Genomic DNA, 22,396 nt, shown 5'->3' with positions numbered 1-22,396 from the left:
CCGCGGCACGGTGGATCCCGGACCAAGTCCGGGATGACGGAACGAGGGGACGTTCGCGTCCTGAGACCCGGCCGCCCCGCGCTCAGTCGACGAAGGCGCGCTCGATCACGAACTGGCCGGGGTTGGCGTTGGAGCCCTCGACCAGCCCACGCTGCTCGAGCATGCCCGCCACCTCGCGGATCATCGCGGTGGAGCCGCACAGCATCACGCGATCGTTCTCCGGATCGAACTTGGCCTCGCCGCCGAGCCCGTCGAAGAGCCGCCCGTCCTCGATCAGCGCGGGAATGCGCGCCTGCACGGGGAAGTCCTCGCGGGTGACGGTCGGCAGGTAGCGGAACTGCGTCGCCGCCTGCTCCGACACCAGCGGATCCTCCGCCAGCTTCGCCTCGAGCATCTCGCGCCAGGCGAGGTCGTCGACGCGGCGGACGCCGTGGACCACCACCACCTCGTCGAAGCGCTCGTACACGTCGGGGTCGCGCGCCACGCTGAGGAACGGCGCCAGCCCGGTGCCGGTCGACAGCAGGAACAGCCGCCGCCCGCCGAGCAGCGCGTCGAGCACCAGCGTCCCGGTCGGCTTCTTGCCGAGATAGACCTGGTCGCCCGTCTCGATCTGCTGCAGCCGCCCGGTCAGCGGCCCCTCGGGTACCTTGATCGAGAGGAATTCCAGTTCCTCGGCCCAGGCCGGGCTGGCGATCGAATAGGCGCGCATCACCGGCTTGGCGGCTTTGCCGTCCTCGCCCTCGACGCCGGGCAGGCCGATCATCACGAACTCGCCCGAGCGGAAACGGAACGAGGCGGGACGCTCGACCGCGAAGCTGAACAGATGCTCGTTCCAGTGACGCACCCAGGTGACCGCCACGCTGTGGAAAGCGGTGGAGTCGGGGATGAGTACTGGCGCGCGGAGGTCGGTCATCGGCGATCCGGTCTGAGAACGGGGAATGTCGTGCGAATGGGGCGCATTATGACCCGTGGCGCGCAGGGTCAACCATAGGTCGGCTTGGGGCGCGCGCGTTCAGGCTTGTCGCGGCGCGCCGTCCCGCTGCGCCAGCGGCGCCTGGAGAAATCGCAGCGCCACCCACTCCATCGCGGTGACGGTACGCGCCAGCGCGGGCTCGGTCACGAGCGTCGCCGCGATCCGCCGCGCCGCGGCGCGCTCGCCGCGCATCGCCGCGTCGATCAGCGCGAGCAGCACCGCCTCGTCGTCGCTCACCGTGCGCGCGGTCGCGGCGCCGAAGCGGAGCCAGCGCTTCCCCTCGCGATCGAACGCGGTCATCGCCGCGGCGAAATCCGGCAGCGCGGCATTGACCCCGCGCCAGGCGAACGCCGGGGCGAGCGCGCGGCAGGCGCATCGGCCCGCGCGCGTGACCAGCGTCCAGTGACGCATCGCACTGACGAGGAAGTGGAGATGCTCGTCGAGCTGGTCGAGCGGCCGGTCGAGGAAGCGGTACATCGGCACCTCTCTGATTTGCGACTGACTTGCAGTAGCGTGACGCCGACGTGTGAGCAAGAGGTAGCAGACTCCTCCCTGTGCAGCGGGCAGGATCCAGACTCCCGCCCTTCCCCCCGCCCCCTCCCGCGCCCATATCAGCGGCATGGCGATCCAGATCCGCACGTCCCTTGCCGAGCCGGAGACCGGCACCGACTTCGTCCCGCACCGTCCCAACCGCCCGCAGAAGGTCGAGGGCGGCCGCCGCTTCACCCTCGTCAGCGAGTATCAGCCCTCCGGCGACCAGCCGACCGCGATCCGCGAGCTGGTCGATGCCGCCAAGGCGGGCGAGCGCGACCAGGTGCTGCTCGGCGTCACCGGGTCCGGCAAGACCTTCACCATGGCCAAGGTGATCGAGGAGATGCAGCGTCCCGCGCTGATCCTCGCCCCCAACAAGATCCTCGCCGCGCAGCTCTACGGCGAGTTCAAGAGCTTCTTCCCCGACAATGCGGTCGAATATTTCGTCAGCTATTACGATTATTACCAGCCCGAGGCGTACGTCCCGCGCTCCGACACGTACATCGAGAAAGAGAGCTCGGTGAACGAGTCGATAGACCGGATGCGCCACTCGGCGACCCGATCGCTGCTCGAACGCGACGACGTGATCATCGTGGCCTCGGTCTCGTGCCTCTACGGCATCGGCTCGGTCGAGACGTATTCCGCGATGATCTTCGACCTCAAGAAGGGCCAGAGCGTCGACCAGCGCGAGATCGTGCGCAAGCTGGTCGCGCTGCAGTACAAGCGCAATGACGCCGCCTTCCAGCGCGGCAACTTCCGAGTCAAGGGTGACACGCTCGAGATCTTCCCGTCGCACTATGAGGACAGCGCCTGGCGCGTGTCCTTCTTCGGCGACGAGATCGAGGAGATCGTCGAGTTCGATCCGCTGACCGGCAAGAAGAGCGCGTCGCTCAACACGGTGCGCATCTACGCCAACTCGCACTATGTCACGCCCGGGCCGACGATGAAGCAGGCGGCGGAGGCGATCCGGCATGAGCTGAGCGAGCGGCTCAAGGAGCTGGAGATCGAGGGCAAGCTGCTCGAGCGCCAGCGGCTGGAGCAGCGCACCAACTTCGACCTTGAGATGATCGCGGCGACGGGCAGCTGCAACGGCATCGAGAATTACAGCCGCTTCCTCACCGGCCGCCTGCCCGGCGAGCCGCCCCCCACGTTGTTCGAATATCTGCCCGAGAATGCCCTGCTCTTCGTCGACGAGAGCCACCAGACGATCGGCCAGATCAACGGCATGTCGCGCGGCGACCATCGCCGCAAGATCACGCTGGCCGAGTACGGCTTCCGCCTGCCCTCGGCGATCGACAACCGCCCGCTTCGCTTCAACGAGTGGGATGCGATGCGCCCGCAGACGGTGTGCGTCTCGGCGACGCCGGGCAGCTGGGAGATGGAACAGTCCAGCGGCGTCTTCGCCGAGCAGGTGATCCGCCCGACCGGGCTGATCGACCCGCCGGTCGAGATCAGGCCGGTCGAGGAGCAGGTGCAGGACCTGATCGTCGAGTGCCGCGCCACCACCGAGAAGGGCTATCGCACGCTCGTCACCACGCTGACCAAGCGGATGGCGGAAGACCTCACCGAGTACATGCACGAGGCGGGAATCAAGGTCCGCTACATGCACTCGGATGTCGAGACGCTGGAGCGCATCGAGCTGATCCGCGACCTGCGGCTGGGCGTGTATGACGTGCTGATCGGCATCAACCTGCTGCGCGAGGGGCTCGACATCCCCGAGTGCGGGCTGGTCGCGATCCTCGACGCCGACAAGGAGGGCTTCCTGCGCTCCGAGACCTCGCTGATCCAGACGATCGGGCGCGCCGCGCGCAACGTCGACGGGCGCGTGATCCTCTACGCCGACCGGATCACCGGCAGCATGGAGCGCGCGATGAACGAGACCGCGCGCCGTCGCGAGAAGCAGGAGGCGTACAACCGCGAGCACGGCATCACGCCGACGACGATCCGCCGCAACATCGGCGACATCATCGCGCACGTCGCCTCGAAGGATCAGGTCACGGTCGAGATCGACGACGAGCGGCCGCACATGGTCGGCCACAATCTGCGCGCGTATATCGAGGAGCTCGAGAAGAAGATGCGCAAGGCCGCGTCGGACCTCGAGTTCGAGGAAGCGGGCCGGCTGCGCGACGAGATCCGCCAGCTGGAGCAGGAGGAGCTCGGCCTGCCGGTGGAGCAGCACAAGGCGCCGCTGATGGGTCGATCGAACGAGGGCAAGCCGGGGACGCGCAAGACACGCTTCGGCAAGACGCAGCGCAAGTTCGGGAAGAGGTGAAACCTGCCTCGATCGGCCTGCGATGATCGGAACGTCCTCCGGCTGATGCCGGCCAGGATGGTCACCTAAACTTAGCGCGAGGTTCTACCAAGAAACCTTCCGTCATCCGGACTTGGTCGAGGATACACTTTCCCGCGAGAGCAACGCTTCCACGATATGCGGTCCGGGGGATTCCGGACCAAGTCCGCGATGACGGAGAAGGTGAGGGCCAGTCCGCGCATCTCGCACGACAGCCTGCTGAAGATCGGCTGGCCGACCTTCCCCACCTCAGGCCCCGCAGCGCTGCTTTTCACCCCGTGACGAAACAGGCCTCGCCCGCGACCTTGAGGCGGCCGCAAAGGTTCGCCGCGTTGCCCGCACTACCGGCGTTGACCCGCAATCGGTAGACGTTGCGCCCGTTCACCGTCGCCGGCTGCACCACCTTGCCCAGAGCGGCGACATAGCCGAAGCGCTTGGCGATCGCGCTCCAGGCGACGTTCGCCGCTGCCTCGGTCGGGAAGGCGCCGAGCTGGACCAGCGCGCCACCCGTCCCCGCGCCCGGCACGCGCGGCACAGGCGCGGCGACGGGTCGGGCCGCGCGCAGCGGCGCCGCGGCCTGCGGCACCGCCGCGCTGACCGAGGGTGCGCCACCGGCCGGCGTCGGCGTCGCGCTGGGCGCCGGGCTCGGGCGGGCGATCGGCGCCTCGGGCACCGCGGAGAGATCGATCGCGGCCGCGCTGTTACTGCCCGCACTCGCCGCGATCGCCGAGTCGCCCTCGCCCTCGACCTTGAGCCCGCCGGGCTCGTCGGGACGGACCTTATAGTCGCCCGAGGGCGCGACGATCAGCGCGCCCTCGCCGCCCGCGCCGCGCTGATAATGGTAGAGGCCGAACAGCACCGCGCCGAGCACCACCAGTCCGAGCAGCACGAGCAGCACCACACGGCCCACCGGGGCGCCCTCGGGCTCGTCCGGCTCGACCGTCTCGAGCCAGGGCAGCCGGTCCTCGTCGCCGGGCGCGAACGACCCAGACCTCGACATCAGTGCATCTCCGTGACCGCCTCCACGCCCATGATGGCGAGGCCGTTGCGGATAATCTGGCCGATCGCGGCGGCCAAGGACAAGCGCGCGGCGGTGACCTGAGCATCCTCCGGGACGAGGAAGCGGCGCTCCGGCCGATCGTTGCCGACGTTCCACAGCGCGTGGAACTCCGCTGCCAGATCATAGAGATAAAAGGCGATGCGGTGCGGCTCGCGCGCCGTCGCCGCGGTCTCGACCACGCGCGGGAACTGTGCCGCGCGCTTCACCAGCGCCAGCTCCTCCGTATCAAGCCGGGACAGATCGGCCGCCTCCGCGCTGATCCCCGCCTCGGCCGCGCGGCGATGGAGCGAGTGCACCCGCGCGTGCGCATATTGCACGTAGAACACGGGATTCTCCTTCGACGCCTCGACCACCTTGGCGAAGTCGAAGTCCATCTGCGCGTCGGAACGGCGGGTCAGCATGGTGAACCGCACCACGTCCTTGCCGACCTCGCGCACCACATCGGCGAGCGTGACGAAGTTGCCCGCGCGCTTCGACATCTTGACCGGCTCGCCGCCGCGTAGCAGCCGCACCATCTGCACCAGCTTGACGTCGAAGCGCGTCTTCCCCTCGGTCAGCGCCGCGACCGCGGCCTGGATGCGCTTGACCGTGCCGGCATGGTCGGCGCCCCAAATGTCGATCAGCTGATCCGCGCCCTGCGCCTTCTGGAAATGATAGGCGAGGTCCGCGCCAAAATAGGTCCAGCTGCCGTTCGACTTCTTGATCGGCCGGTCCTGGTCGTCCCCGAACCGGCTCGAGCGGAACAGCGGCAGCTCGACCGGCTCCCAGTCGTCGGGCGTCTCGCCCTTAGGCGCCTCGAGCACGCCGTCGTAGACGAGGTCGCGCGCGCGCAGCCACGCCTCGGCCGCCTCGGGCTTGCCCGCCGCCTGCAGCTCCGCCTCCGACGAGAACAGGTCGTGGTGGATGCCGAGCAGCGCGAGGTCGTCGCGGATCAGCACCAGCATCGCCGCCACCGCGCGCGTGCGAAACAGCGCGAGCCACTCGCCCTCGGGCGCGGCGGCGAAACGGTCGCCGAACTCCTCGGCGAGCGCGCGCCCGACCGGGATGAGATAGTCGCCGGGATACAGCCCCTCGGGCACCGCGCCGACGTCCTCGCCCAGCGCCTCGCGGTAGCGCAGGTGCGCCGAGCGCGCGAGCACGTCGACCTGCCCGCCCGCGTCGTTGACATAGTACTCGCGCACCACCTTGTTGCCGGCGAACTCGAGCAGGCTGGCCAGCGCGTCACCCACCACGGCGCCGCGGCAATGCCCCATGTGCATCGGACCGGTCGGGTTGGCCGAAACGTATTCGATGTTGACCGTGACGCCCTCGCCGCCGGAGGAGCGACCGTAGTCCGCCCCGGCCGCATGGATCGCACCGATCTCGCCGCGCCACACGTCGTCGTGCAGCCGCAGGTTGATGAAGCCCGGGCCGGCGACGCTCACCTCGGCCACCTCGGGCAGCTGGCGCAGCTCGCCCGCCAGGGCCTCGGCGAGCGCGCGCGGGTTGGTCGCGGCCGGCTTGGCGAGCACCATCGCGGCGTTGGTGGCCAGGTCGCCGTGGCTGGGGTCGCGCGGCGGCTCGACGGTGACGTTGCGGCGGTCGAGCCCCGCCGGCAGCGTGCCGGTGGCGGTGAGCGCGTCGAGCGCAGCGTCGAGGTGAGCGGCGAAGCGAGTGAAGAGCGTCATAGGCGCGGCGCCTTAGCCGATGCGCGTGGGTGACGCAAAAGCGCGTGCGGCGATGCGGCAATGACGGGTGCATTAGCTGCAATCACGTTTGCGAACCACTCAATTGCGCATGTTGCGGTGCACCATCCATGCTGCGACGCATCAATCGGGCACTCGCCCCCTATGCTGGAGCAACGTTCATGCGCACTGCCACGATCCTCGCCGCTGCTGCCGCCGCGCTGACCGCTACCGCCGCGACCGCCGCGCCGGTCGAGCGCAGCTTCACCCGCGACGGCCACACCTATGTGTACACGGCCAGCGCGCTCGACTCGCAGCGCACCGTGATCGAGGGCCGCGAGGTCGGCCGCGGCGGTCGCTTCCGCCTCGTCGTGAACGGCGATCGTGTCTCGGGCCAGGCGAACGGCGTGCCGGTCTCGTTCCGCGCCGCGCAGCCGCTGCCGACCAACGTCGCCGGCGCCGCCAATTGAGCCACGGCGCCGCTCGCCCTCCCGGGCTGAGCGGCCGTCGAGCCGTCGATCTCGACACCGGCGCGGCGTGCTCTCCGCTGAGCGCGCCGCGTCCGCTCACACGGTCCGCTCACACGGTCCGTTCGTCGGCCAGCCCGCACGGCGCGCCGGTCTCCACCTGCAGCGTCGCGTGGCCGATCCCGAACCGCGCGTGCAGCATCTCCTGCGCGGACTGGAGGAAGCCGTCGCCCGGATGACCGCCGGGCATGCAGAGATGCGCGGTGAGGCTCGGCTCGGTCGTCGACATCGGCCAGATATGCAGATCGTGGATCGCGGCCACGCCGGGCAGCCCGGCCAGAGCGGCGCTGACGCCGTCATAGTCGATCCCGCGCGGCACCGCGGCCAGCGCCATCTCCACCGTCTCGCGCAGCAGCCCCCAGGTCTGCCAGAAGATCACCGCGGCGATGACGAGGCTCACCGCCGGGTCGATCCAGCCGAAGCCCGTGAAGTAGAGCGCGATGCCGGCCGCGACCACGCCCGCCGACACCACCGCGTCGGCGAGCATGTGGAGATAGGCACCGCGGATGTTGACGTCGCCCTCGCGTCCGCGCGCGAACAGCCAGGCGGTGACCGCGTTGACCGCTATCCCAGCGCCGGCGACGATTGAGACGGTGAGCCCCGGCACCGGCTGCGGTTCGCCGAAGCGATGCACCGCCTCCAGCGCGATCGCGCCGATCGCCACCAGCAGCAGCAGCGCGTTGGCGAGCGCGGCGAGGATGGTCGACCCCTTCAGCCCGTAGGTGAAGCGCTTGGAGGGCGCGGCGCGGGCCAGTGTCGCGCCGCCCCAGGCCACCGCGAGGCCGAGCACGTCGGACAGATTGTGTCCCGCGTCGGCGAGGAGCGCCATCGACCCCAGGATCAGCCCGACGGCTCCCTCGGCGACGACATAGGCCAAGTTGAGCCCGATCCCGATCCCGAAGGCGCGGTCCCAGCGCTCCGGCGGGGCGTGGTGATGGTGGCCGTGCGACTCGTGATCGTGGTGGTGATGCGCGTGCGCGTGATGGTGACCGTGGCCCATGCGAGGCGTCTACCATCACGTGGGCGGCGCACGCCAGCGGCGCGGTGAGGCTCGGGGGCGAGGCGTGATCAGAACTACCGAACGTGGCTCAGCGACCAGATCCTTCCCGCTCGCCGGGAGGATCAGCTTACCTCGCACGCCCCCTCTCACCCCGCCTCGAGCAGCCGCTCCGCCTGGGCGCGTGCCTCGTCGGTGACCGTCGCGCCCGACAGCATGCGCGCGATCTCCTCGCGACGCTCGGCAGCGTCGAGCGGGCGCACGCCGGTGCGAGTCACCACCCCGTCGCTCGACTTGGCGATGAGCCAGTGCGTCGCGCCGCGTGCCGCCACCTGCGGGCTATGCGTCACCACGAGCAGCTGGGTCGCCTGCGCCAGCCGCGCCAGCCGCTCGCCGATCGCGCTCGCCACCGCGCCGCCGACCCCGCGATCGATCTCGTCGAAGATCATCGTGGTCGCGCCGCCCTCCTGCGCCAGCGCCACCTTGAGTGCGAGGATGAAGCGCGACAGCTCGCCGCCGGAAGCGATCTTGGCGAGCGCGGCGAAGGGCGCGCCCGGGTTCGTCGCGATCTCGAACTCGACCCGATCGCGTCCCGCCGCCGACCAGTCGGCCTCCGCGAGCGGCGCAACCACGGTGCGGAAGCGCGCGGCGTCGAGCTTCAATGGCGCCAATTCGTCGGCCACCGCGGCATCGAGCCGGGTCGCCGCCGCGGTACGCATCGCGGTCAGCTCGGCGGCGGCGGCCTCGTAGCGCGTTCGCGCTGTCGCCACCGCGCGCTCTAGACCGCTCAGTCCTTCCTCCCCGGCATTGAGCCGCTCGAGCTGCGCGGCCAGGTCGCCCGCCAGCGCGGCGAGCTCGTCGGGCTGGACGCGATGCTTGCGCGCCATCGCGCGGAGCTCGAACAGCCGCGCCTCGTCGTCCTCGAGCTGGCGCGGGTCGTACAGAAGCGCTGCGGCGGCCTCGCGCAGCCGCTCCTCGGCCGCGCCGCCCTCGATCAGCGCGCGATCGACCGCCGCCAGCGCGTCGCCCAGCGCAGGATGGTCCTCCGCGATCCGCTCCAGCACGCGCGCGGCCTGGCGCAGATGCGTCAGCGCGCCGTCACCGCCGTCGAGATGGTCGGTCACCGCGCCCAGGTCGTCCGCCACCTTCTCGGCGCGCTGCATCGCGCGGCGGCGCTCGGCCAGCGTCTCCTCCTCCCCCGGCTCGGGCGCGAGCGAGACGAGCTCGGCGACCGAATGTTCGAGCCACTCGCGGTCGCGCTGGGCCGCGGCGATGCCGTCGCGCGCCTCGTCCAGGGCGCGCTCGGCGGCGCGCCACGCCGCGTGCGCCTCGGCCACCGCACGGGTGTTGCCCCGCGCGTAGGCGTCGAGCAGGGCGCGATGACCCGCTGCGGCGAGCAGCCCGCGGTCGTCGTGCTGCCCGTGGATCTCGACGAGCAGCGCGCCGAGCTCGCGCAGCAGCGCCGCCGACGCGGGCTGGTCGTTGACGAAGGCGCGACTGCCGCCGTCCGCCTTGACGATGCGGCGGATGATCAGCGGCTCGCCCGATTCGAGCTCCAGCCCGTTGTCGGCGAGCAGCGCCGCCACCGCGGGCGGCGCGTCGAAGCTGGCGGTCACCACTGCCTGAGTCGCGCCGCTGCGCACCAATCCGCTCTCGCCGCGGCGACCGAGCGCCAGCCCCAGCGCGTCGAGCAGGATCGACTTGCCCGCGCCGGTCTCGCCGGTGAGCACGCCGAGGCCGGCGCCGAACTCCAGCTCGAGCGCCTCGATCAGCACGACATCACGGATGGATAGCGCGGTCAGCATCGGCCTGCGCTCCTTAGCGGCGAATCGTGCGCCTGTTTACCCCTTCTGTTCCGCAATTACCGCTTATTGCGGCGCGCTCGGCGTCGTCGCGGGCGTGTCGGTGACCGCGCCGGGGGCGGTGCTGCCGGAGGGATTGTCGCCGCCGGTGGTGGTCGGCGTCGTCGGCGCGGGTGCCTCGGCGCTGGGCGGCGCGGCCGTCGCCTCGCCCGGCACGCCCGACCGGGTCGCTACCGGCACGACCAGTTCGCCCGGCGCGAGCGGCGTCAGCGGCTTGGCAGGATACTCGCGCATCAGCTTGTAGGCGCGCTGATACCATTCGCTGCCCGGGTAATTGGCGCCGAGCACCGCGGCGGCCTTCTCCGCCTCGGGGCGAACGCCGAGCGCGAGATAGGTCTCGGTCAGCCGCATCAGCGCCTCGGGCGCGTGCGTCGTGGTCTGATATTCGTCGACGACGCGGCGGAAGCGCAGCGTGGCGGAGAGCCACTGCCGGCGCCGCTCGTAGAAGCGGCCGATCTCCATCTCCTTGCCGGCGAGATGGTCACGCACCAGGTCGATCTTCAGCCGCGCGTCGGCGGCGTAGCGCGTGTTGGGATAGCGCCGCGTCAGCTCGCCGAGCGCGTCCTGCGCCTGCGAGGTGATCTTCTGATCACGCGTGACGTCGTTGATCTGCTCGTAATAGCTCATCGCGACGAGGTAATAAGCGTAGGGAGCATCGCGGTTGCCGGGGTGCACGGAGAGGAAGCGCTGCGCGCCCTGGATCGCCGGCGTGTAGTCGCGGTTGAGATAGTAACTGAACGCGCCCATCAGCTGCGCGCGGCGCGCCCAGACGGAATAGGGGTGCTGGCGCTCGACCTCGTCGAACAGCGCCGCCGCCTCCTTGTATCGCCCCTGGTCGAGCCGCTGCTTGGCGGCCGAGTAGAGCGTGCCGACGTCGCGCGCGACATAGGGCAGATCGGCGCGGTTGGATTTGCCCGCGCAGCCGGCGACCGGTAGCGCCAGCGCGGCGACGAGCCCGAGCGCGAGCGGCCGGACGGAGGGGGAGCGGAAAAGGGGGGTACGCATCGACCCGGCTCTTAGCTTAAGGAGGTCGCGACGAACAACGGCTTTCACGCGGACGCAACGCGCCGCGCGCACGGCACGTTGTCGCCGCTCGATCCGCTCGCACCCAAGGAGTCCGCATGCCCGCCACCCTGCTCGCCACCAAGCGCGTCGAGAAGCCCTGGGGGCGGCATCACCTGTTCCCCGGCTTCCCCGATCCCGCCCCCGACGCCGAGCCGATCGGCGAGATCTGGTTCCAGTCGCCCCACCCGGAACAGTCGGAGCTGCTGATCAAATACCTGTTCACCAGCGAGAAATTGTCGGTGCAGGATCACCCTTCCGACGAGGAGGCGCAGAAGCGTGGCCTGCCGCGCGGCAAGGACGAGTGCTGGACGATCCTGGCGGCCGAGCCCGACTCGACGATCGCGCTCGGCCCGCTCCAGCCGATCACGCGCGAGGAACTGCGCGCCAGCGCCGAGGACGGCAGCCTCGAGCACAAGCTCGACTGGAAGCTGGTCAAGGCGGGCGACTTCTTCTACTCGCACTCGGGCGTGATCCACGCCATCGGCGCGGGCCTGACGCTGATCGAAGTGCAGCAGAACTCCGACACCACCTATCGCCTGTTCGATTATGGGCGGCCGCGCGAACTGCACCTCGACGACGGCGTCGCGGTCGCCGACCTCGAGCCTTATGTCGATTATCCGTCACCGGGCGAGGTCGCGCCAGGGCGCACCATCCTCGTCGAGGGGCCCAAGTTCGTGCTGGAGCGCTGGACCGGCGGCGCGCGCGAGATCGCGTTGCCCGAGGGCACGACCGGCTGGCTCGTTCCCATCCGCGGCGAGGGCGTGGTCGCCGGTGTCGAATGGAAGGCGGGCGAGTGCGTCACCGTTACGGGGCACGAGCAGCTGCACGCGTCGAACGACGCCGACCTGCTGTTCGCCTACCCCGGGCAGCGACGGCTATGAGCCCCTCGCGGGAGCGCCGCTAACATAAGCTAAGCTCCTGAATTTGATCCATAGTAAATCTTCTTCGCTCCATTCCCGCATCATTCATGTTAGCGATGTGCATCAGACCGCGATCGCGGCACGAACACGGGGATGGACGCGATGGATCGCGCGGCGTCGCGGAGCCTGATGAGTTGCCTGGTCGACGAGCACATGCGAGTCGTCGACGCCGACGACGATTATGTCGCCATGCTCGGTTACGGGCGCGACCTCCTGGTCGGTCGCAGTGTCCTGGAATTCACGCACCAGGACGATCGGACCGTCAACCGCCAGCGCTCGGACGCGCTGCTCGCCGGCGGCGACCCCTATTCGATCACGAAGCGGTACATCGCCGCCGACGGTAGCGCTATCTGGGTGACCAACCACGTCAGCCTGTTCCACACCGGTACCAAGCGGCGCCAGCTCGCCACGGTCGAGGTGCTGGAGACGCCGCGGGTCGAGGATCAGCGCCGGCTGCTCCGCGTCGCGGCCGAGCGGATCCTCGCCAAGCGGCGGCTGCGCTCGCATTTTTTCCAGGGCGAGATGTTCGGCGAGCCCGCCTTCGATCTGATGCTCGACCTGTTCGTCCAGGAGTTGTCCAACCGCCAGACCTATACCACCAGCGCGGCGGTCGCGTCGGGGGCGCCCCTCACCACCGCGCTGCGCCAGATCACCATGCTGGTCGAACGCGGGCTGGTGTGCCGCGAGGCCGACCCGGTCGACCGCCGCCGCGTGCTGCTGCGGCTGACGAGCGAGGGCAGCAAGCAGATGTGGGACTATCTCGCCGCGGCCGAGAAGATCTAAGCGCCGCGCCCGGCTCGGCTCGTCGCCGGGTCGGCGCGCTTCACCGCAGCACCGCCGGCGGCGACATTGCCGGTTCAGCCGCCACCCGGTCTAGACGGCGGCCCGGCCCGGCGACGGGCCTTAGCCATTCCGCCCGTCGCATCGCGGGCGGGGAGAACAGTTCGCATGACCGACGTCCCTCGCCCGCGACCGGGACGCACGCTCGCCGCCGCGCTCGCGCCGCTGGCGCTCGCCGCCGCGCTCACCGCCGTGCCCGCGACGAACGCGCGCGCGCAGGCGATCATGCCCGCCGCCAACCCCGAGGCCGACCGGCTCGCCGAGCTGGTGCGGCGCATCGGAGCGTCGCCGCGCGACCTCTCCGCACTGGTCGAGGCGGGCGAGCTTTCGTTCAAGCTCGGTGACGCCACCGCCGCCGCCGCGCTGTACAAGCGCGCCGAGGCGATCGATCCGCGCAACGCGCGCGTGAAGGGCGGGATCGCCCGCATCCTGGTCAACGGCGAGCGCCCCGGCGAGGCGCTGCGCTATTTCGACGAGGCGCAACGCTACGGCGCGGTGATGGCGCGCTACGCCGACGATCGCGGGCTCGCCTATGACCTGATCGGCGAGCAGGAGCGCGCACAGCGCGACTATCGGCTGGCGCTGGTGCAGGGTGGGGCACAGGGCGACGAGCTCGACGAGATACGCCGCCGCTACGCGCTGTCGCTCGGCATCTCGGGGCGGCAGCAGGAGGCACTGGCGGAAATCGACGCACTGCTGCGCCGCTCCGACCGCGGCGCGTGGCGCGCGCGCGCCTTCATCCTCGCCATGGGCGGCGACGTCTCGGGCGCGAACCGCATCGCCACCGGGATGATGCCGCCCGGCATGGCGCAGGGGCTCGCCGCCTTCTTCCAGCGGCTGCCGACGCTGAACGCCGCCGATCGCGCCTTCGCGGTGCATTTCGGCGAGGTGGCGCCCACGGCGGCGCGGCTCGCCGACGCGCGCATGGTGCCGGCGCTGCCCGTGCTCGCCGCCGATCCGTACGCGCCGCGGCGGGTCGAGGTCGCCGCCGTGACGCCGACACCCGTCGCGGAGAAGCCGCTGTCGCGCGGCGAGCAACGTCGCCGCTTGAAAGAAGCCGAGCGCCAGCGCCAGCTCGCCGCACGCGCCGTGCCCGCCGGCCGGCAGTTCGCCGCGCGTCCTGTGGTACCCGCGACGCCGACGCCGACGCCACCGCCGCAGGTCGCCGCCGCGTCCCTGCCCGCGACACCGTCGACCGCGGCCGCGCGCACGACGCCGCCGGCCTCCGCCGCGCCCGCCAGCGTCGCGCGCGCACCGACCACGTCCGCGCCGGTGGCGTCGCTCACCAGTGTCAGCGCGGCGCCGACCACGCGCACGCCTGCCGCGCCCGCGCCGAGCGGCACAGCCGCCGCGACGCCGACGCCGAGCGCCCCGACTTCTACTTCGCTCCCGACCGCCGCCGTGCAGGTCGCGGCTGCGACATCTCCGCGACCGACGCCGACGCCGCCGCCCTCATCCGTCACGCCCCGCCCTGTCACCCCGGCGCCCGCGATCGCCGCCGCGCGACCGACGCCCCCGCGTCTGGGCGAGGACTCGATCCTCGCGCGCATCGTCGCGGGCATCTCGGTGCCCGGCGCCGAGCTCGGCGTGTCGCCCATGCCGGGCACGCAGCGCGTCGTCGCGGTCGCCGCGCCGCCCGCCCCGACCGGTGCCTCGCTCGACGAGGCGGCGGCGGCGGCCGAGCGCAACGCGGCCGCCGACGAGCAGAAGCGCCAGCGGCTCGCCGCGGCGAAGCGCGTCACCACGCGCGACGTGACCGCCGAGGAACCGGTCGAGCCGACGCGGGCGCGCGGCCGGCGGCTCGCCGCCGCGGACAAGCGCACGTCGCGCGCCGCCGAGGAGGAAGATGCGCCCGTCGGCAAGAAGGGCGCGCGTGGGCGTGCCGCGACCGACGACGAGCCGCCCGCCAAGGGCACCGCCGCCAAGGTAGCCGCCAAGAAAGGGGCGGGCGACAGGAAGGTGGCCGCCAAGAAGGACAGCGACGCGGAGGACGCGCCGGCCGGCAAGACCCGCAAGACCGGCTCCAAGGTCTCGGCGAAGGGGGCCAAGGCAGAGCGCGAGGAGCCCGCGCGCATCTGGGTGCAGGTCGCCGGCGGCGCGAACCCCGGCGATCTCGGCAAGGCGTGGAAGTCGGCGCAGGGCAAGGCGCCGGCGCTGGCGGGCAAGCGCGCCTACACGACGCCGCTGCGCGCCACCAACCGCGTCGTCACCGGTCCGTTCAAGACCCAGGCCGAGGCGCGCGCGATGGTCAACACGCTCGCCAAACAAGGACTCTCCGCCTTCACCTTCACCAGCGAGGCGGGCCAGAAAGTATCCCGGCTCGACGACCAGTGAGCGGAGTCCAGCACCGTGCGCCCTGGGCGTCGGACCCGGCGCGCAGCCGCGGTCGGCTGCACCGCGAGGACGCGGGCGACCGCGGTCCGCGCGACGCCTTCCAGCGCGACCGCGATCGCATCATCCACTCGATCAGCTTTCGCCGACTGCGTCACAAGACCCAGGTCTTTCTCGCGCCCGACGGCGACCATTTCCGCGTGCGGCTGACGCATAGCCTCGAAGTGGCGCAGATCGGCCGCACGATCGCGCGGACACTCGGGCTCAACGAGGATCTCACCGAGGCGTTGTGCCTCGCGCACGACATCGGCCACCCGCCCTTCGGCCACGCCGGCGAGGACGCGTTGCGCGCTGCCACTCGCGCGCACGGCGGCTTCGACCATAACGGCCACACGCTGCGGACGCTGATGCGGATCGAGCGCCCCTATCCGCGCTGGCCCGGCCTCAATCTCACCTGGGAGACGCTCGAAGGACTGGCCAAGCACAACGGCCCGGTGCGCCGCCCCGGCTGGGCGCTGGCCGAGGCGGACGCCGAGGCCGCGCTCGCGCTCGACACATATGCCTCGCTCGAGGCGCAGGTCGCCGCGCTCGCGGACGACATCGCCTATGACAATCACGACATCGACGACGGGCTGCGCGCCGGCCTGCTGACGCTCGAGCAGATCATGGCGGTGCCGCTGGTCGCCGAGGGGTGGAACCGCGTTGCCGGGCGCTTCGCCGATGTCCCGCGCGCGCGCCTCGCCGGCGAGCTGATCCGCAGCCAGATCGGCGCGATGGTCAACGATCTGATCGCCGAGTCGCGACGCCGCATCGACGCTGCCGGCGTGACGGACGTGGAGGAGGTACGCGCCGCGGGCCAGCCGCTGATCGCCTTCTCGCCGGCGATGGCGAGCGCCGAGCGCGAGCTGAAGCGCTTCATGTACGCCAATCTCTACCATCACCCGCGGCAGCTCGCCGCGGCGGGCGCCGCCGCGCAGGTCGTGGCGGGGCTGTTCGCCGCCTATCGCGACGACCCGGCGCGGCTGCCCGACGAGTGGCGCGCGCGGCTTCCCGAGGACGAGCCCGGGATCACGCGCCACGTCGCGGACTTCATCGCCGGCATGACCGATCGCTACGCGATCGCGCGCTACCGCGAGGTGGTCGGCGCGATCGACCTGCCCGAGGGCTTCTGAGCCAGCGCGATCCGACGCGAAATCAACGCTGCGTCGCCTCGCGCCGCGATCAGTTCAGATGCAGCGTCGTCGCCGCGCTGGCCGCGATCCGGCGCGCGCCGCCGCTGACGCGACGCCAGCCTCGCCGCGGCATCGCGCGGTCGTAGTAGCTCGACGAGCGGGCGACGTGGTGGATCATGTCGCCGTAGCGCCGCCCCGCGTGCGCCGCGACGTCGACCATGTTGATCACCGCGCCGGTGATCGAGCGGCCGAACACCTGAACCGCGACCCGCGCCGCCTCGGGATCGGTCTTGCCCCAGCGCAGCACCAGCAGCGTCGAGTCGGCCACGTCGGCGAGCATCTTGGCGTCGCGCACCGGCAGGATCGGCGGGGCGTTCAGGATGACGAGGCTGTAATGCTCGCGCAGCTGCGCGATCAGGCGCGGCAGCCGCGGCGAGCTCAGCAGCGCGCCGGGGTCGAGCGGCGCCTGCCCCGCCCCGAGCGAGGCGAACGGCTGCCCCTCGTGCGACACGCTGAGCTGGTCGAACGAGGCGTCGCCCGCGAGATACGCGACCACGCCGGTCTGCGGCACCTCGCCGGGTGCGGCGCTGCCGAGCGCGAGCTCGGGACGACGCAGGTCGAAGTCGACCACCACGACGCGCTGGTCGACCCGCGTGGCGGTGGCAGCCAGGCTCTTGGCGATCGTGTTCTTGCCCTCCGCCTCCAGCGGCGAGGTGATCACCACCACGTGCGACTGGCTGGTGCGGCGCCCCTCCAGCTCGATCAGCAGGTTGCGCATCGCCTCGGCGAAGCGCGAGCGCGGCCGCTGGTTGACCAGATCGTGGCTGGCAGCGCCCGACCCATCCTCCAGCCGCGTGTCGGGCACCATCGCCAGTGTCCGCACGCCGAGCAGCCGCTCGACCTGCTCGGCGGTGCGCAGCTTGATGTCCATCATCTCGACCACCAATGCGAGCACCGCGCCGAGCGCCGCCGAGGCGAGCAGCGCGATGCCGAGCGCCTGCTTGGGCAGCGGCGAGCTCGGCGAGTCGGGGATCGGCGCGCGCGACACCACCGCGATGTCCGCTTTAGTCTGCGGGTCGAGGCTGAGCTTGCCGTTCAGCAGCGCCGCGACCGAGCTGTACAGCGCATTGGCGGTCTCCGCGCGGCGCTCCAGCTCGCGCAGCTGCACCGCGGCGGCGCCCTGCGCCAGCGCGGCGCCGCGGATGCCGGACGCGCTCGCCGCCATCGCCGCGGCGCGCGCCTGGCTCGCCCCCGCCTGCGCGGCGAGATCGGTGCGGATCCTGGCGCTCTCCTGGTCGATCCGGGTGCGCAGAGCGGCGATCTCGGCGTTGACCTTGGCAACCTCGGGATAGCCCGGGCCATAGAAGCCGGTCAGCTCGCTCTGCCGCCGCGCCAGCGTCGCCTCCTGCTCGCGCAGGCCGGCGAGCAGCGGCGAGGTGGCGGAGCCGCCCGCCTGGGCGCGGCGCGCCTCCGCGATGCCGTCCGCACGCGTTTGGCCGACCAGCCCGGCGAGCTGCGACGCGCTCGCCGCGGCGCCGATCTCGGGCTGCGACACGAGCAGGCCGTGCGACGTGCGGAAGGCGGCGACCGCGCGATCCGCCGCGACCGCGGCGTCGCGCGACTGCGCCAGTCGCGCGCTGAGATCGTCGATCGTGGCGACGCGCGAGTCGGTCGACTCGGCCATCTGCGACTTGATGTAGGTGTCCGCGACCCGGTTGGCGATCAGCGCTGCCTTGCGCGGGTCGGCCGAGGAGGCGGTGATGTTGATCATGCTCGACCGTGCGACGCGGCTGACGTCGAGCCGCTCGATCAGCCGATCGACCACCGCCTCATTGCGCGCGCGCTCGATCGTCTTGGGCGTAACCGCGGCGGTCACCGTCGGCGGATTGATCCAGCCGAGCAGCCGGTCGAGCAGGCCCGGCCGGGCGTCACGCGGCGGTGCGAACTCGGGATCATCCGCCAGGCGCAGCGTCGCGGCGACCTCGCGCGCCAGGTTGCGCGACTGCAGCAGTTCGACCTTGGTCTCGATCGCGGTCTCCTGGCTGGGACTCACGATCGCGGTCGGCAGCGCGGCGACGTTGCTGCTGGCGTCATCGGGCTTGACGATGATCGTCGCGGTCGCGCTGTACACTGGCGTGGTCCGCAGAACGACGAACAGCGCCGCCGCCACGCCGAGCAGCACCACCAGCGCGATCAGCGCGGCGCGCCGATAGAGTATGCGCACCACCGAGGCGAGATTGAGATACCCCGATCGAGTCCCTGGGTGGGCCGAGCGGGGGTCCGCCCAGTCGCGCTCGCCCCAGTGCGGCTCGCCGCCGTTTCTCGCGCCCCCGTTTCTCTCGCCAGAGTCGATCTCGCCGTGACGCATCGCCGCCGGCGGCGCGCCGGGCGTGCTGAGTTCGCGCATCGGAGCCCCCTTCGGCTATTTAGAGCTGCATCTCGTGTGTCGGCGCCCGATCGCGCGTGCGCGGTTCCGCCGCCGCGGCGACGCGCGGCGACACAGCGCCGTCGCTCGGCTGCGCCAGCCCGCGGCTGAGCGCCCAGACCGCAGCCTGGGTGCGATTGAGCACGTGCAGCTTGCGCAGGATCGATTTGACATGGACCTTGACGGTCGCCTCGGTGATCGAGAGCCGCCGCGAGATCACCTTGTTGGGCTCGCCCTGGATGAGCCCCTGCAGGATCTCGAGCTCGCGCTCGGACACGTTGACGTCGCCCAGGTCGATCTCCGGCTCCACCGTAGCGGCTTCGAGGCGCAGCGAGGCGAGCTCGTTGACCACCTGCGAGGGCACCAGCTTCTCGCCCAGCACGATCAGCTTGAGCATCTCAGTCAACCCCGCGACCGAGGTCTCGATGCTGAGATAGCCGTCCGCTCCCGCCTGGATCGCCTCCGCCACCGCGGCGCTCTCGCAGGCCCGCGCCATCACCGCGAGGCGGACCTGCGGCCAGCGCGCGCGCGCGTCGCGGCACATCCCCGTGGCCTCGCCCGGCGGTGCGCGCAGAAGCACCAGATCGGGTACGGCGGCATCGCATGCTGCCGCGCAGCTGCGTGCCACACCGATCACGTCGAACCGCTCTCCCCCGAGCAACCGACGCAGTCCTTCGCCCTCGATCTCATTCGGCGATACAATCAACAGGCCGATCCGTCCGCTCATCTGCTCCCCCCACGAGCCGATCGTCCGGTGTCTGCCGCACCGCCCCCACGATCGTTGTATGTAATGCCGCGCCCTGGTCGACGTAATATAATTTGATCGCAGCCAAGTGAACGACGGCAAAGTTACAATTGACCCGTTTCAGGACAGGCGGAGTAATCCCGAGATCGTGACGCATCCGATATGGATAAGCGTTTGTTACCGACGCACGTTAGTTCTTCGGCGTGACAAGTCTCTTCCTAGATGATCTGGCCCACTACTTTGGTTAAGGGTGGTACTCCGGAAGTGGTAGACCGCCAGCGCGAGCGCGCTAATGCAGCGCGCGCACTCCATTGCCGGTCGAGCTGGAGGATGGGGTGGCCTGCCCCCTCAGCAGCGATCGACCGGATTGCGCGAGTCGACAGATGAACCAGCATCTCGCGTGGAATAAGGTGGCGAAGGCGAGTCCCTCGTCGCCGGCGAGATAGCCGAAGGCCTCGGCGATCACCCATCGCGCCGCGCGCCGATCGGGCAGCGACTCGCGTCGCACGATCGCGATCGTCCACTCGCCGGCGCGGACGATCATCGTCCGGGGTGCGCCCGGGGCAACGCCGCGAGACGGATCGAAGCGGATGATCACCCGCCGCGCCCTGCGTCGGGCCTGGCGCAGAGGGCGGCGTTCCGCCGTGCCGCAGCGGGAAGCGGTCGCGCCTGTAGACGCGGCTCGGTCTGTCGTTGAAAGCGTGGCGCGCGCATGTCCCGTCGCGATGTGGTGAGACGAAGGCGAAGGCTGCGCCGCACGTCGGCGAGCGTCAACGGCTACGAGCGATTAATCCTTCGGAACGCGCGAACGCGTCAGGCGAGGATGTCGGCGAGCCCGCCGAGCGAATAGGGCTTGCGCAACAGGGCGAAGCCGTGGTCCTGCTCGGCGACCAGAGCGTGGCTGTAGCCGGTGGTCAGCACCACCGGCAGCGCGGGCCAGTGCGAGCGGATCGCGCGCGCCAGCTCGAGCCCGTCGATGCCCGGCATGATCACGTCGCTGAACACGAGGTCGAACTCGTCGTGGGCGCGCTCGAGCAGCTCGAGTGCCGCCTCCCCGTTCGAGACCCAGGTGACGGTCTGGCCGAGCTCCTCGAGCAGCCCGCGCGCGAACTGCCCGACTGCCTCATTGTCCTCCACCAGCAAGACCCGACGCGACGGTAGCGGGCGGGTCGGGGCGCGCCGCGGTGGTGCGACGACCGGCCCGGCACCCCGGACCAGCGGCAGATAGAGCGTGAAGGCGGTCCCGATCCCAGGCTCGCTGCGGACGTCGATCTCGCCCCCGCTCTGCTTGGCGAAACCGTGAACCTGGCTGAGCCCCAGTCCGGTCCCTTGGTTCGCGGCCTTGGTCGTGAAAAAGGGCTCGAAGATGTTCTCGAGCACCTCGGGCGCGATGCCGCTGCCGGTGTCGCTGACGCGCAATGCGAGGAAGCGGCCGGCGGCACCTCCGTGGCCGCGCACCGCGGGTAGGCCGTCGACGATCGTCGGCACCAGCGAGAGCGTCCCACCCGCGGGCATGGCGTCGCGCGCGTTGATGACGAGGTTGAGCACGGCGCTCTCGAATTGGTTACGGTCAGCGTTTACGATCGCGCCCGCGAGGCTGGCGACGCTGAGGGTAACGGTTCCGCCGACGCTGGTCTGCATCAGTTGCCGCATCTCGGCGAGCCGCTCGCTGACGTCGAAGAGTTCGGGCTTGAGCGGCTGTCGGCGCGAGAAAGCGAGCAGCTGCGAGGTGAGCGCGGCGGCACGCTCGGCCGTCTGCGCGATCGCCTCGACGTACCGCTCGCGCTTCTCCGGGGCGAGTGTCGGCAGCTTGAGCAGGTCGGCGGAGGAGCGGATGATCGTGAGCAGGTTGTTGAAATCGTGCGCGACGCCGCCGGTGAGCCGGCCGACCGCCTCCATCTTCTGCGCCTGCGCCATCGCCTCGCGGGCGCGCTCCAGCTCCTGCTGCACCTGCCAGCGTTCGGTGAGATCGCGCGTGATCTTGGCGAAGCCGATCAGCGTGCCGCTCTCGTCGCGGATCGGGTCGATCAGCACGCCGGCGCGGAACCGCTCGCCGCTCTTGCGCACGCGCCACGCCTCGACCTCATATTTTCCCGTCTCCAGCGCGGTGCGCAGCGCGCGCGCGGGCTCGCCGCGCGCGCGATCCTCCGCGGTGTAGAAGGTGGAGAAATGCTGCCCGACGATCTCCTCGGCGTTATAGCCCTTGATCGCCTGTGCGCCGCGGTTCCAGTTGGTGACGTGTCCCGCGGGGTCGAGCAGGTAGATGGCATAGTCCCGTACGCCCTGGACGAGCAGGCGGAAGCGTTGCTCGCTCTCCAGCAGCGCGCGCTCGGCGGCGCGGCGTTCCGTGATGTCGCGGGTCACCTTGGCGAAGCCGATCAGCGCGCCGCTCTCGTCGAGCACCGGGTCGATCACCGCACTGGTCCAGAAGCGCGTGCCGTCCTTGCGCACGCGCCAGCCCTCGGCCTCGTACGTGCCCTGCGTCGCGGCCGCCTCGAGCGCGCGGCGCGGGAGCTCCGCTGCCTGGTCCTCGGGCGTGTAGAAGCGCGAGAAATGCTGGCCGATGATCTCGGCCGCGGCATAGCCCTTGAAGCGCTCGGCGCCCGCGTTCCAGCTCGCGACATGGCCGTCGCGGTCGAGCAGATAGATCGCATAATCCCGCACCGAGTTGACCAATCGCTCGAAGCGACCGGCCCCACTCAGCGCCTCCGGCACCCGCCATTCCCTCACGTCACACCCGCTCGTCGCTGCCAAGGATCGGTCCCACGGGACAGGCCGCGGGTCGAGCGATGTCGTCCCAAGCGCGTGGGTGGGTCAATGGCCCTGTCATAGCTCTGGATCATAGCGCAGTTCGCAGCGCCGCCTTGCCGGCGCGGCGCTCACACGAGCGCCGCCGCCGGCGTTTGAGCTGCGGGGGAGTGTTGGTATGGGGAAGGTTGGTTGCGGGGACAGGATTTGAACCTGTGACCTTCAGGTTATGAGCCTGACGAGCTA

Annotated in this window: 17 protein-coding genes; 6 read left to right on the top strand and 11 right to left on the bottom strand. The window is 70.9% G+C overall.

Going from position 1 to position 22,396, the window contains the following annotated elements; all coding sequences use genetic code 11:
- Positions 1-82: 82 nt before the first annotated feature.
- Entirely contained in the window at positions 83-913 is an 831-nt protein-coding gene (locus KZ820_RS18780; RefSeq protein WP_219750394.1) for a ferredoxin--NADP reductase, read from the bottom strand.
- A gap of 99 nt (positions 914-1,012) precedes the next feature.
- The gene (locus KZ820_RS18775) at positions 1,013-1,450 is read right to left on the bottom strand and encodes a hypothetical protein (RefSeq protein ID WP_219750393.1); all 438 of its coding nucleotides are present in this window, start codon (positions 1,448-1,450) and stop codon (positions 1,013-1,015) included.
- Between the two features lie 142 nt (positions 1,451-1,592).
- Here KZ820_RS18775 and uvrB point away from each other — a divergent pair, with 142 nt between their 5' ends.
- Positions 1,593-3,776, top strand: coding sequence for an excinuclease ABC subunit UvrB (uvrB, locus tag KZ820_RS18770; RefSeq protein WP_219750392.1), 2,184 nt, complete (start codon positions 1,593-1,595; stop codon positions 3,774-3,776).
- Positions 3,777-4,065: 289 nt separating this feature from the next.
- On the opposite strand, the gene KZ820_RS18765 is transcribed toward uvrB, so the two are convergent.
- Positions 4,066-4,794 carry an SPOR domain-containing protein gene (locus tag KZ820_RS18765; protein WP_219750391.1) on the bottom strand — a complete coding sequence of 243 codons (729 nt, stop codon included), beginning with the start codon at positions 4,792-4,794 and terminating at the stop codon, positions 4,066-4,068.
- Positions 4,794-6,521 (bottom strand): arginine--tRNA ligase, encoded by a 1,728-nt coding sequence (argS, locus tag KZ820_RS18760; RefSeq protein WP_219750390.1) that lies wholly within the window; start codon positions 6,519-6,521, stop codon positions 4,794-4,796. Before argS ends, KZ820_RS18765 begins: the two co-directional genes overlap by 1 nt.
- A gap of 179 nt (positions 6,522-6,700) precedes the next feature.
- Here argS and KZ820_RS18755 point away from each other — a divergent pair, with 179 nt between their 5' ends.
- On the top strand, positions 6,701-6,988 hold the full coding sequence (locus tag KZ820_RS18755) for a hypothetical protein (RefSeq protein WP_219750389.1): 288 nt from the start codon (positions 6,701-6,703) through the stop codon (positions 6,986-6,988).
- 109 nt (positions 6,989-7,097) lie between these two features.
- Here KZ820_RS18755 and KZ820_RS18750 read toward each other — a convergent pair whose 3' ends face one another.
- The 3 genes from KZ820_RS18750 to KZ820_RS18740 all read right to left on the bottom strand — a co-directional run bounded on the left by KZ820_RS18750 (position 7,098) and on the right by KZ820_RS18740 (position 10,909).
- Positions 7,098-8,045 carry a cation diffusion facilitator family transporter gene (locus KZ820_RS18750; protein WP_219750388.1) on the bottom strand — a complete coding sequence of 316 codons (948 nt, stop codon included), beginning with the start codon at positions 8,043-8,045 and terminating at the stop codon, positions 7,098-7,100.
- A 146-nt stretch (positions 8,046-8,191) separates the two neighbouring features.
- A complete protein-coding gene (gene recN / locus KZ820_RS18745) occupies positions 8,192-9,847 on the bottom strand; it encodes a DNA repair protein RecN (protein ID WP_219750387.1) in 1,656 nt (551 codons plus the stop codon).
- 63 nt (positions 9,848-9,910) lie between these two features.
- Positions 9,911-10,909 carry an outer membrane protein assembly factor BamD gene (locus tag KZ820_RS18740; protein WP_219750386.1) on the bottom strand — a complete coding sequence of 333 codons (999 nt, stop codon included), beginning with the start codon at positions 10,907-10,909 and terminating at the stop codon, positions 9,911-9,913.
- A gap of 116 nt (positions 10,910-11,025) precedes the next feature.
- On the opposite strand from KZ820_RS18740, the gene KZ820_RS18735 reads away from it, so the two are divergent.
- The 4 genes from KZ820_RS18735 (at position 11,026) to KZ820_RS18720 (ending at position 16,232) form a co-directional block, all read left to right on the top strand.
- A complete protein-coding gene (locus KZ820_RS18735) occupies positions 11,026-11,850 on the top strand; it encodes a class I mannose-6-phosphate isomerase (protein ID WP_219750385.1) in 825 nt (274 codons plus the stop codon).
- 132 nt (positions 11,851-11,982) lie between these two features.
- On the top strand, positions 11,983-12,672 hold the full coding sequence (locus KZ820_RS18730; RefSeq protein ID WP_219750384.1) for a PAS domain S-box protein: 690 nt from the start codon (positions 11,983-11,985) through the stop codon (positions 12,670-12,672).
- Between the two features lie 165 nt (positions 12,673-12,837).
- Positions 12,838-15,063, top strand: coding sequence for an SPOR domain-containing protein (locus tag KZ820_RS18725; RefSeq protein ID WP_219750383.1), 2,226 nt, complete (start codon positions 12,838-12,840; stop codon positions 15,061-15,063).
- On the top strand, positions 15,060-16,232 hold the full coding sequence (locus KZ820_RS18720; protein ID WP_219750382.1) for a deoxyguanosinetriphosphate triphosphohydrolase: 1,173 nt from the start codon (positions 15,060-15,062) through the stop codon (positions 16,230-16,232). The genes KZ820_RS18725 and KZ820_RS18720 overlap by 4 nt, the downstream gene beginning before the upstream one ends.
- Before the next feature lie 49 nt (positions 16,233-16,281).
- Here the strand turns inward: KZ820_RS18720 and KZ820_RS18715 are convergent, their stop codons facing one another.
- The 4 genes from KZ820_RS18715 to KZ820_RS18700 form a co-directional block, all read right to left on the bottom strand.
- Positions 16,282-18,639, bottom strand: coding sequence for a GumC family protein (locus KZ820_RS18715; protein WP_219750381.1), 2,358 nt, complete (start codon positions 18,637-18,639; stop codon positions 16,282-16,284).
- A 19-nt stretch (positions 18,640-18,658) separates the two neighbouring features.
- A complete protein-coding gene (locus KZ820_RS18710) occupies positions 18,659-19,384 on the bottom strand; it encodes a LuxR C-terminal-related transcriptional regulator (RefSeq protein ID WP_219750380.1) in 726 nt (241 codons plus the stop codon).
- A 307-nt stretch (positions 19,385-19,691) separates the two neighbouring features.
- Positions 19,692-20,000, bottom strand: coding sequence for a hypothetical protein (locus tag KZ820_RS18705; RefSeq protein ID WP_219750379.1), 309 nt, complete (start codon positions 19,998-20,000; stop codon positions 19,692-19,694).
- Between the two features lie 215 nt (positions 20,001-20,215).
- Positions 20,216-22,132, bottom strand: coding sequence for a hybrid sensor histidine kinase/response regulator (locus tag KZ820_RS18700; RefSeq protein ID WP_308462282.1), 1,917 nt, complete (start codon positions 22,130-22,132; stop codon positions 20,216-20,218).
- Positions 22,133-22,396 lie beyond the last annotated feature (264 nt).

Origin of the sequence: Sphingomonas citri (genome assembly GCF_019429485.1) — a bacterium.
GTDB classification, from domain to species: Bacteria; Pseudomonadota; Alphaproteobacteria; order Sphingomonadales; family Sphingomonadaceae; genus Sphingomonas; species Sphingomonas citri.
Note: the sequence above shows the minus strand (reverse complement) of the source record. Positions and strands in the feature narration are given on the sequence as shown.

What these genes read in the sequence shown, in the direction of transcription:
- KZ820_RS18715 (WP_219750381.1), bottom strand. Translation starts at nt 18,639, where the DNA reads ATGCGCGAACTCAGCACGCCCGGCGCGCCGCCGGCGGCGATGCGTCAC.
- KZ820_RS18755 (WP_219750389.1), top strand. Translation starts at nt 6,701, where the DNA reads ATGCGCACTGCCACGATCCTCGCCGCTGCTGCCGCCGCGCTGACCGCT.
- KZ820_RS18765 (WP_219750391.1), bottom strand. Translation starts at nt 4,794, where the DNA reads ATGTCGAGGTCTGGGTCGTTCGCGCCCGGCGACGAGGACCGGCTGCCC.
- KZ820_RS18725 (WP_219750383.1), top strand. Translation starts at nt 12,838, where the DNA reads ATGACCGACGTCCCTCGCCCGCGACCGGGACGCACGCTCGCCGCCGCG.
- KZ820_RS18780 (WP_219750394.1), bottom strand. Translation starts at nt 913, where the DNA reads ATGACCGACCTCCGCGCGCCAGTACTCATCCCCGACTCCACCGCTTTC.
- KZ820_RS18710 (WP_219750380.1), bottom strand. Translation starts at nt 19,384, where the DNA reads ATGAGCGGACGGATCGGCCTGTTGATTGTATCGCCGAATGAGATCGAG.
- KZ820_RS18730 (WP_219750384.1), top strand. Translation starts at nt 11,983, where the DNA reads ATGGACGCGATGGATCGCGCGGCGTCGCGGAGCCTGATGAGTTGCCTG.
- KZ820_RS18750 (WP_219750388.1), bottom strand. Translation starts at nt 8,045, where the DNA reads ATGGGCCACGGTCACCATCACGCGCACGCGCATCACCACCACGATCAC.
- uvrB (WP_219750392.1), top strand. Translation starts at nt 1,593, where the DNA reads ATGGCGATCCAGATCCGCACGTCCCTTGCCGAGCCGGAGACCGGCACC.
- KZ820_RS18740 (WP_219750386.1), bottom strand. Translation starts at nt 10,909, where the DNA reads ATGCGTACCCCCCTTTTCCGCTCCCCCTCCGTCCGGCCGCTCGCGCTC.
- recN (WP_219750387.1), bottom strand. Translation starts at nt 9,847, where the DNA reads ATGCTGACCGCGCTATCCATCCGTGATGTCGTGCTGATCGAGGCGCTC.
- KZ820_RS18775 (WP_219750393.1), bottom strand. Translation starts at nt 1,450, where the DNA reads ATGTACCGCTTCCTCGACCGGCCGCTCGACCAGCTCGACGAGCATCTC.
- argS (WP_219750390.1), bottom strand. Translation starts at nt 6,521, where the DNA reads ATGACGCTCTTCACTCGCTTCGCCGCTCACCTCGACGCTGCGCTCGAC.
- KZ820_RS18735 (WP_219750385.1), top strand. Translation starts at nt 11,026, where the DNA reads ATGCCCGCCACCCTGCTCGCCACCAAGCGCGTCGAGAAGCCCTGGGGG.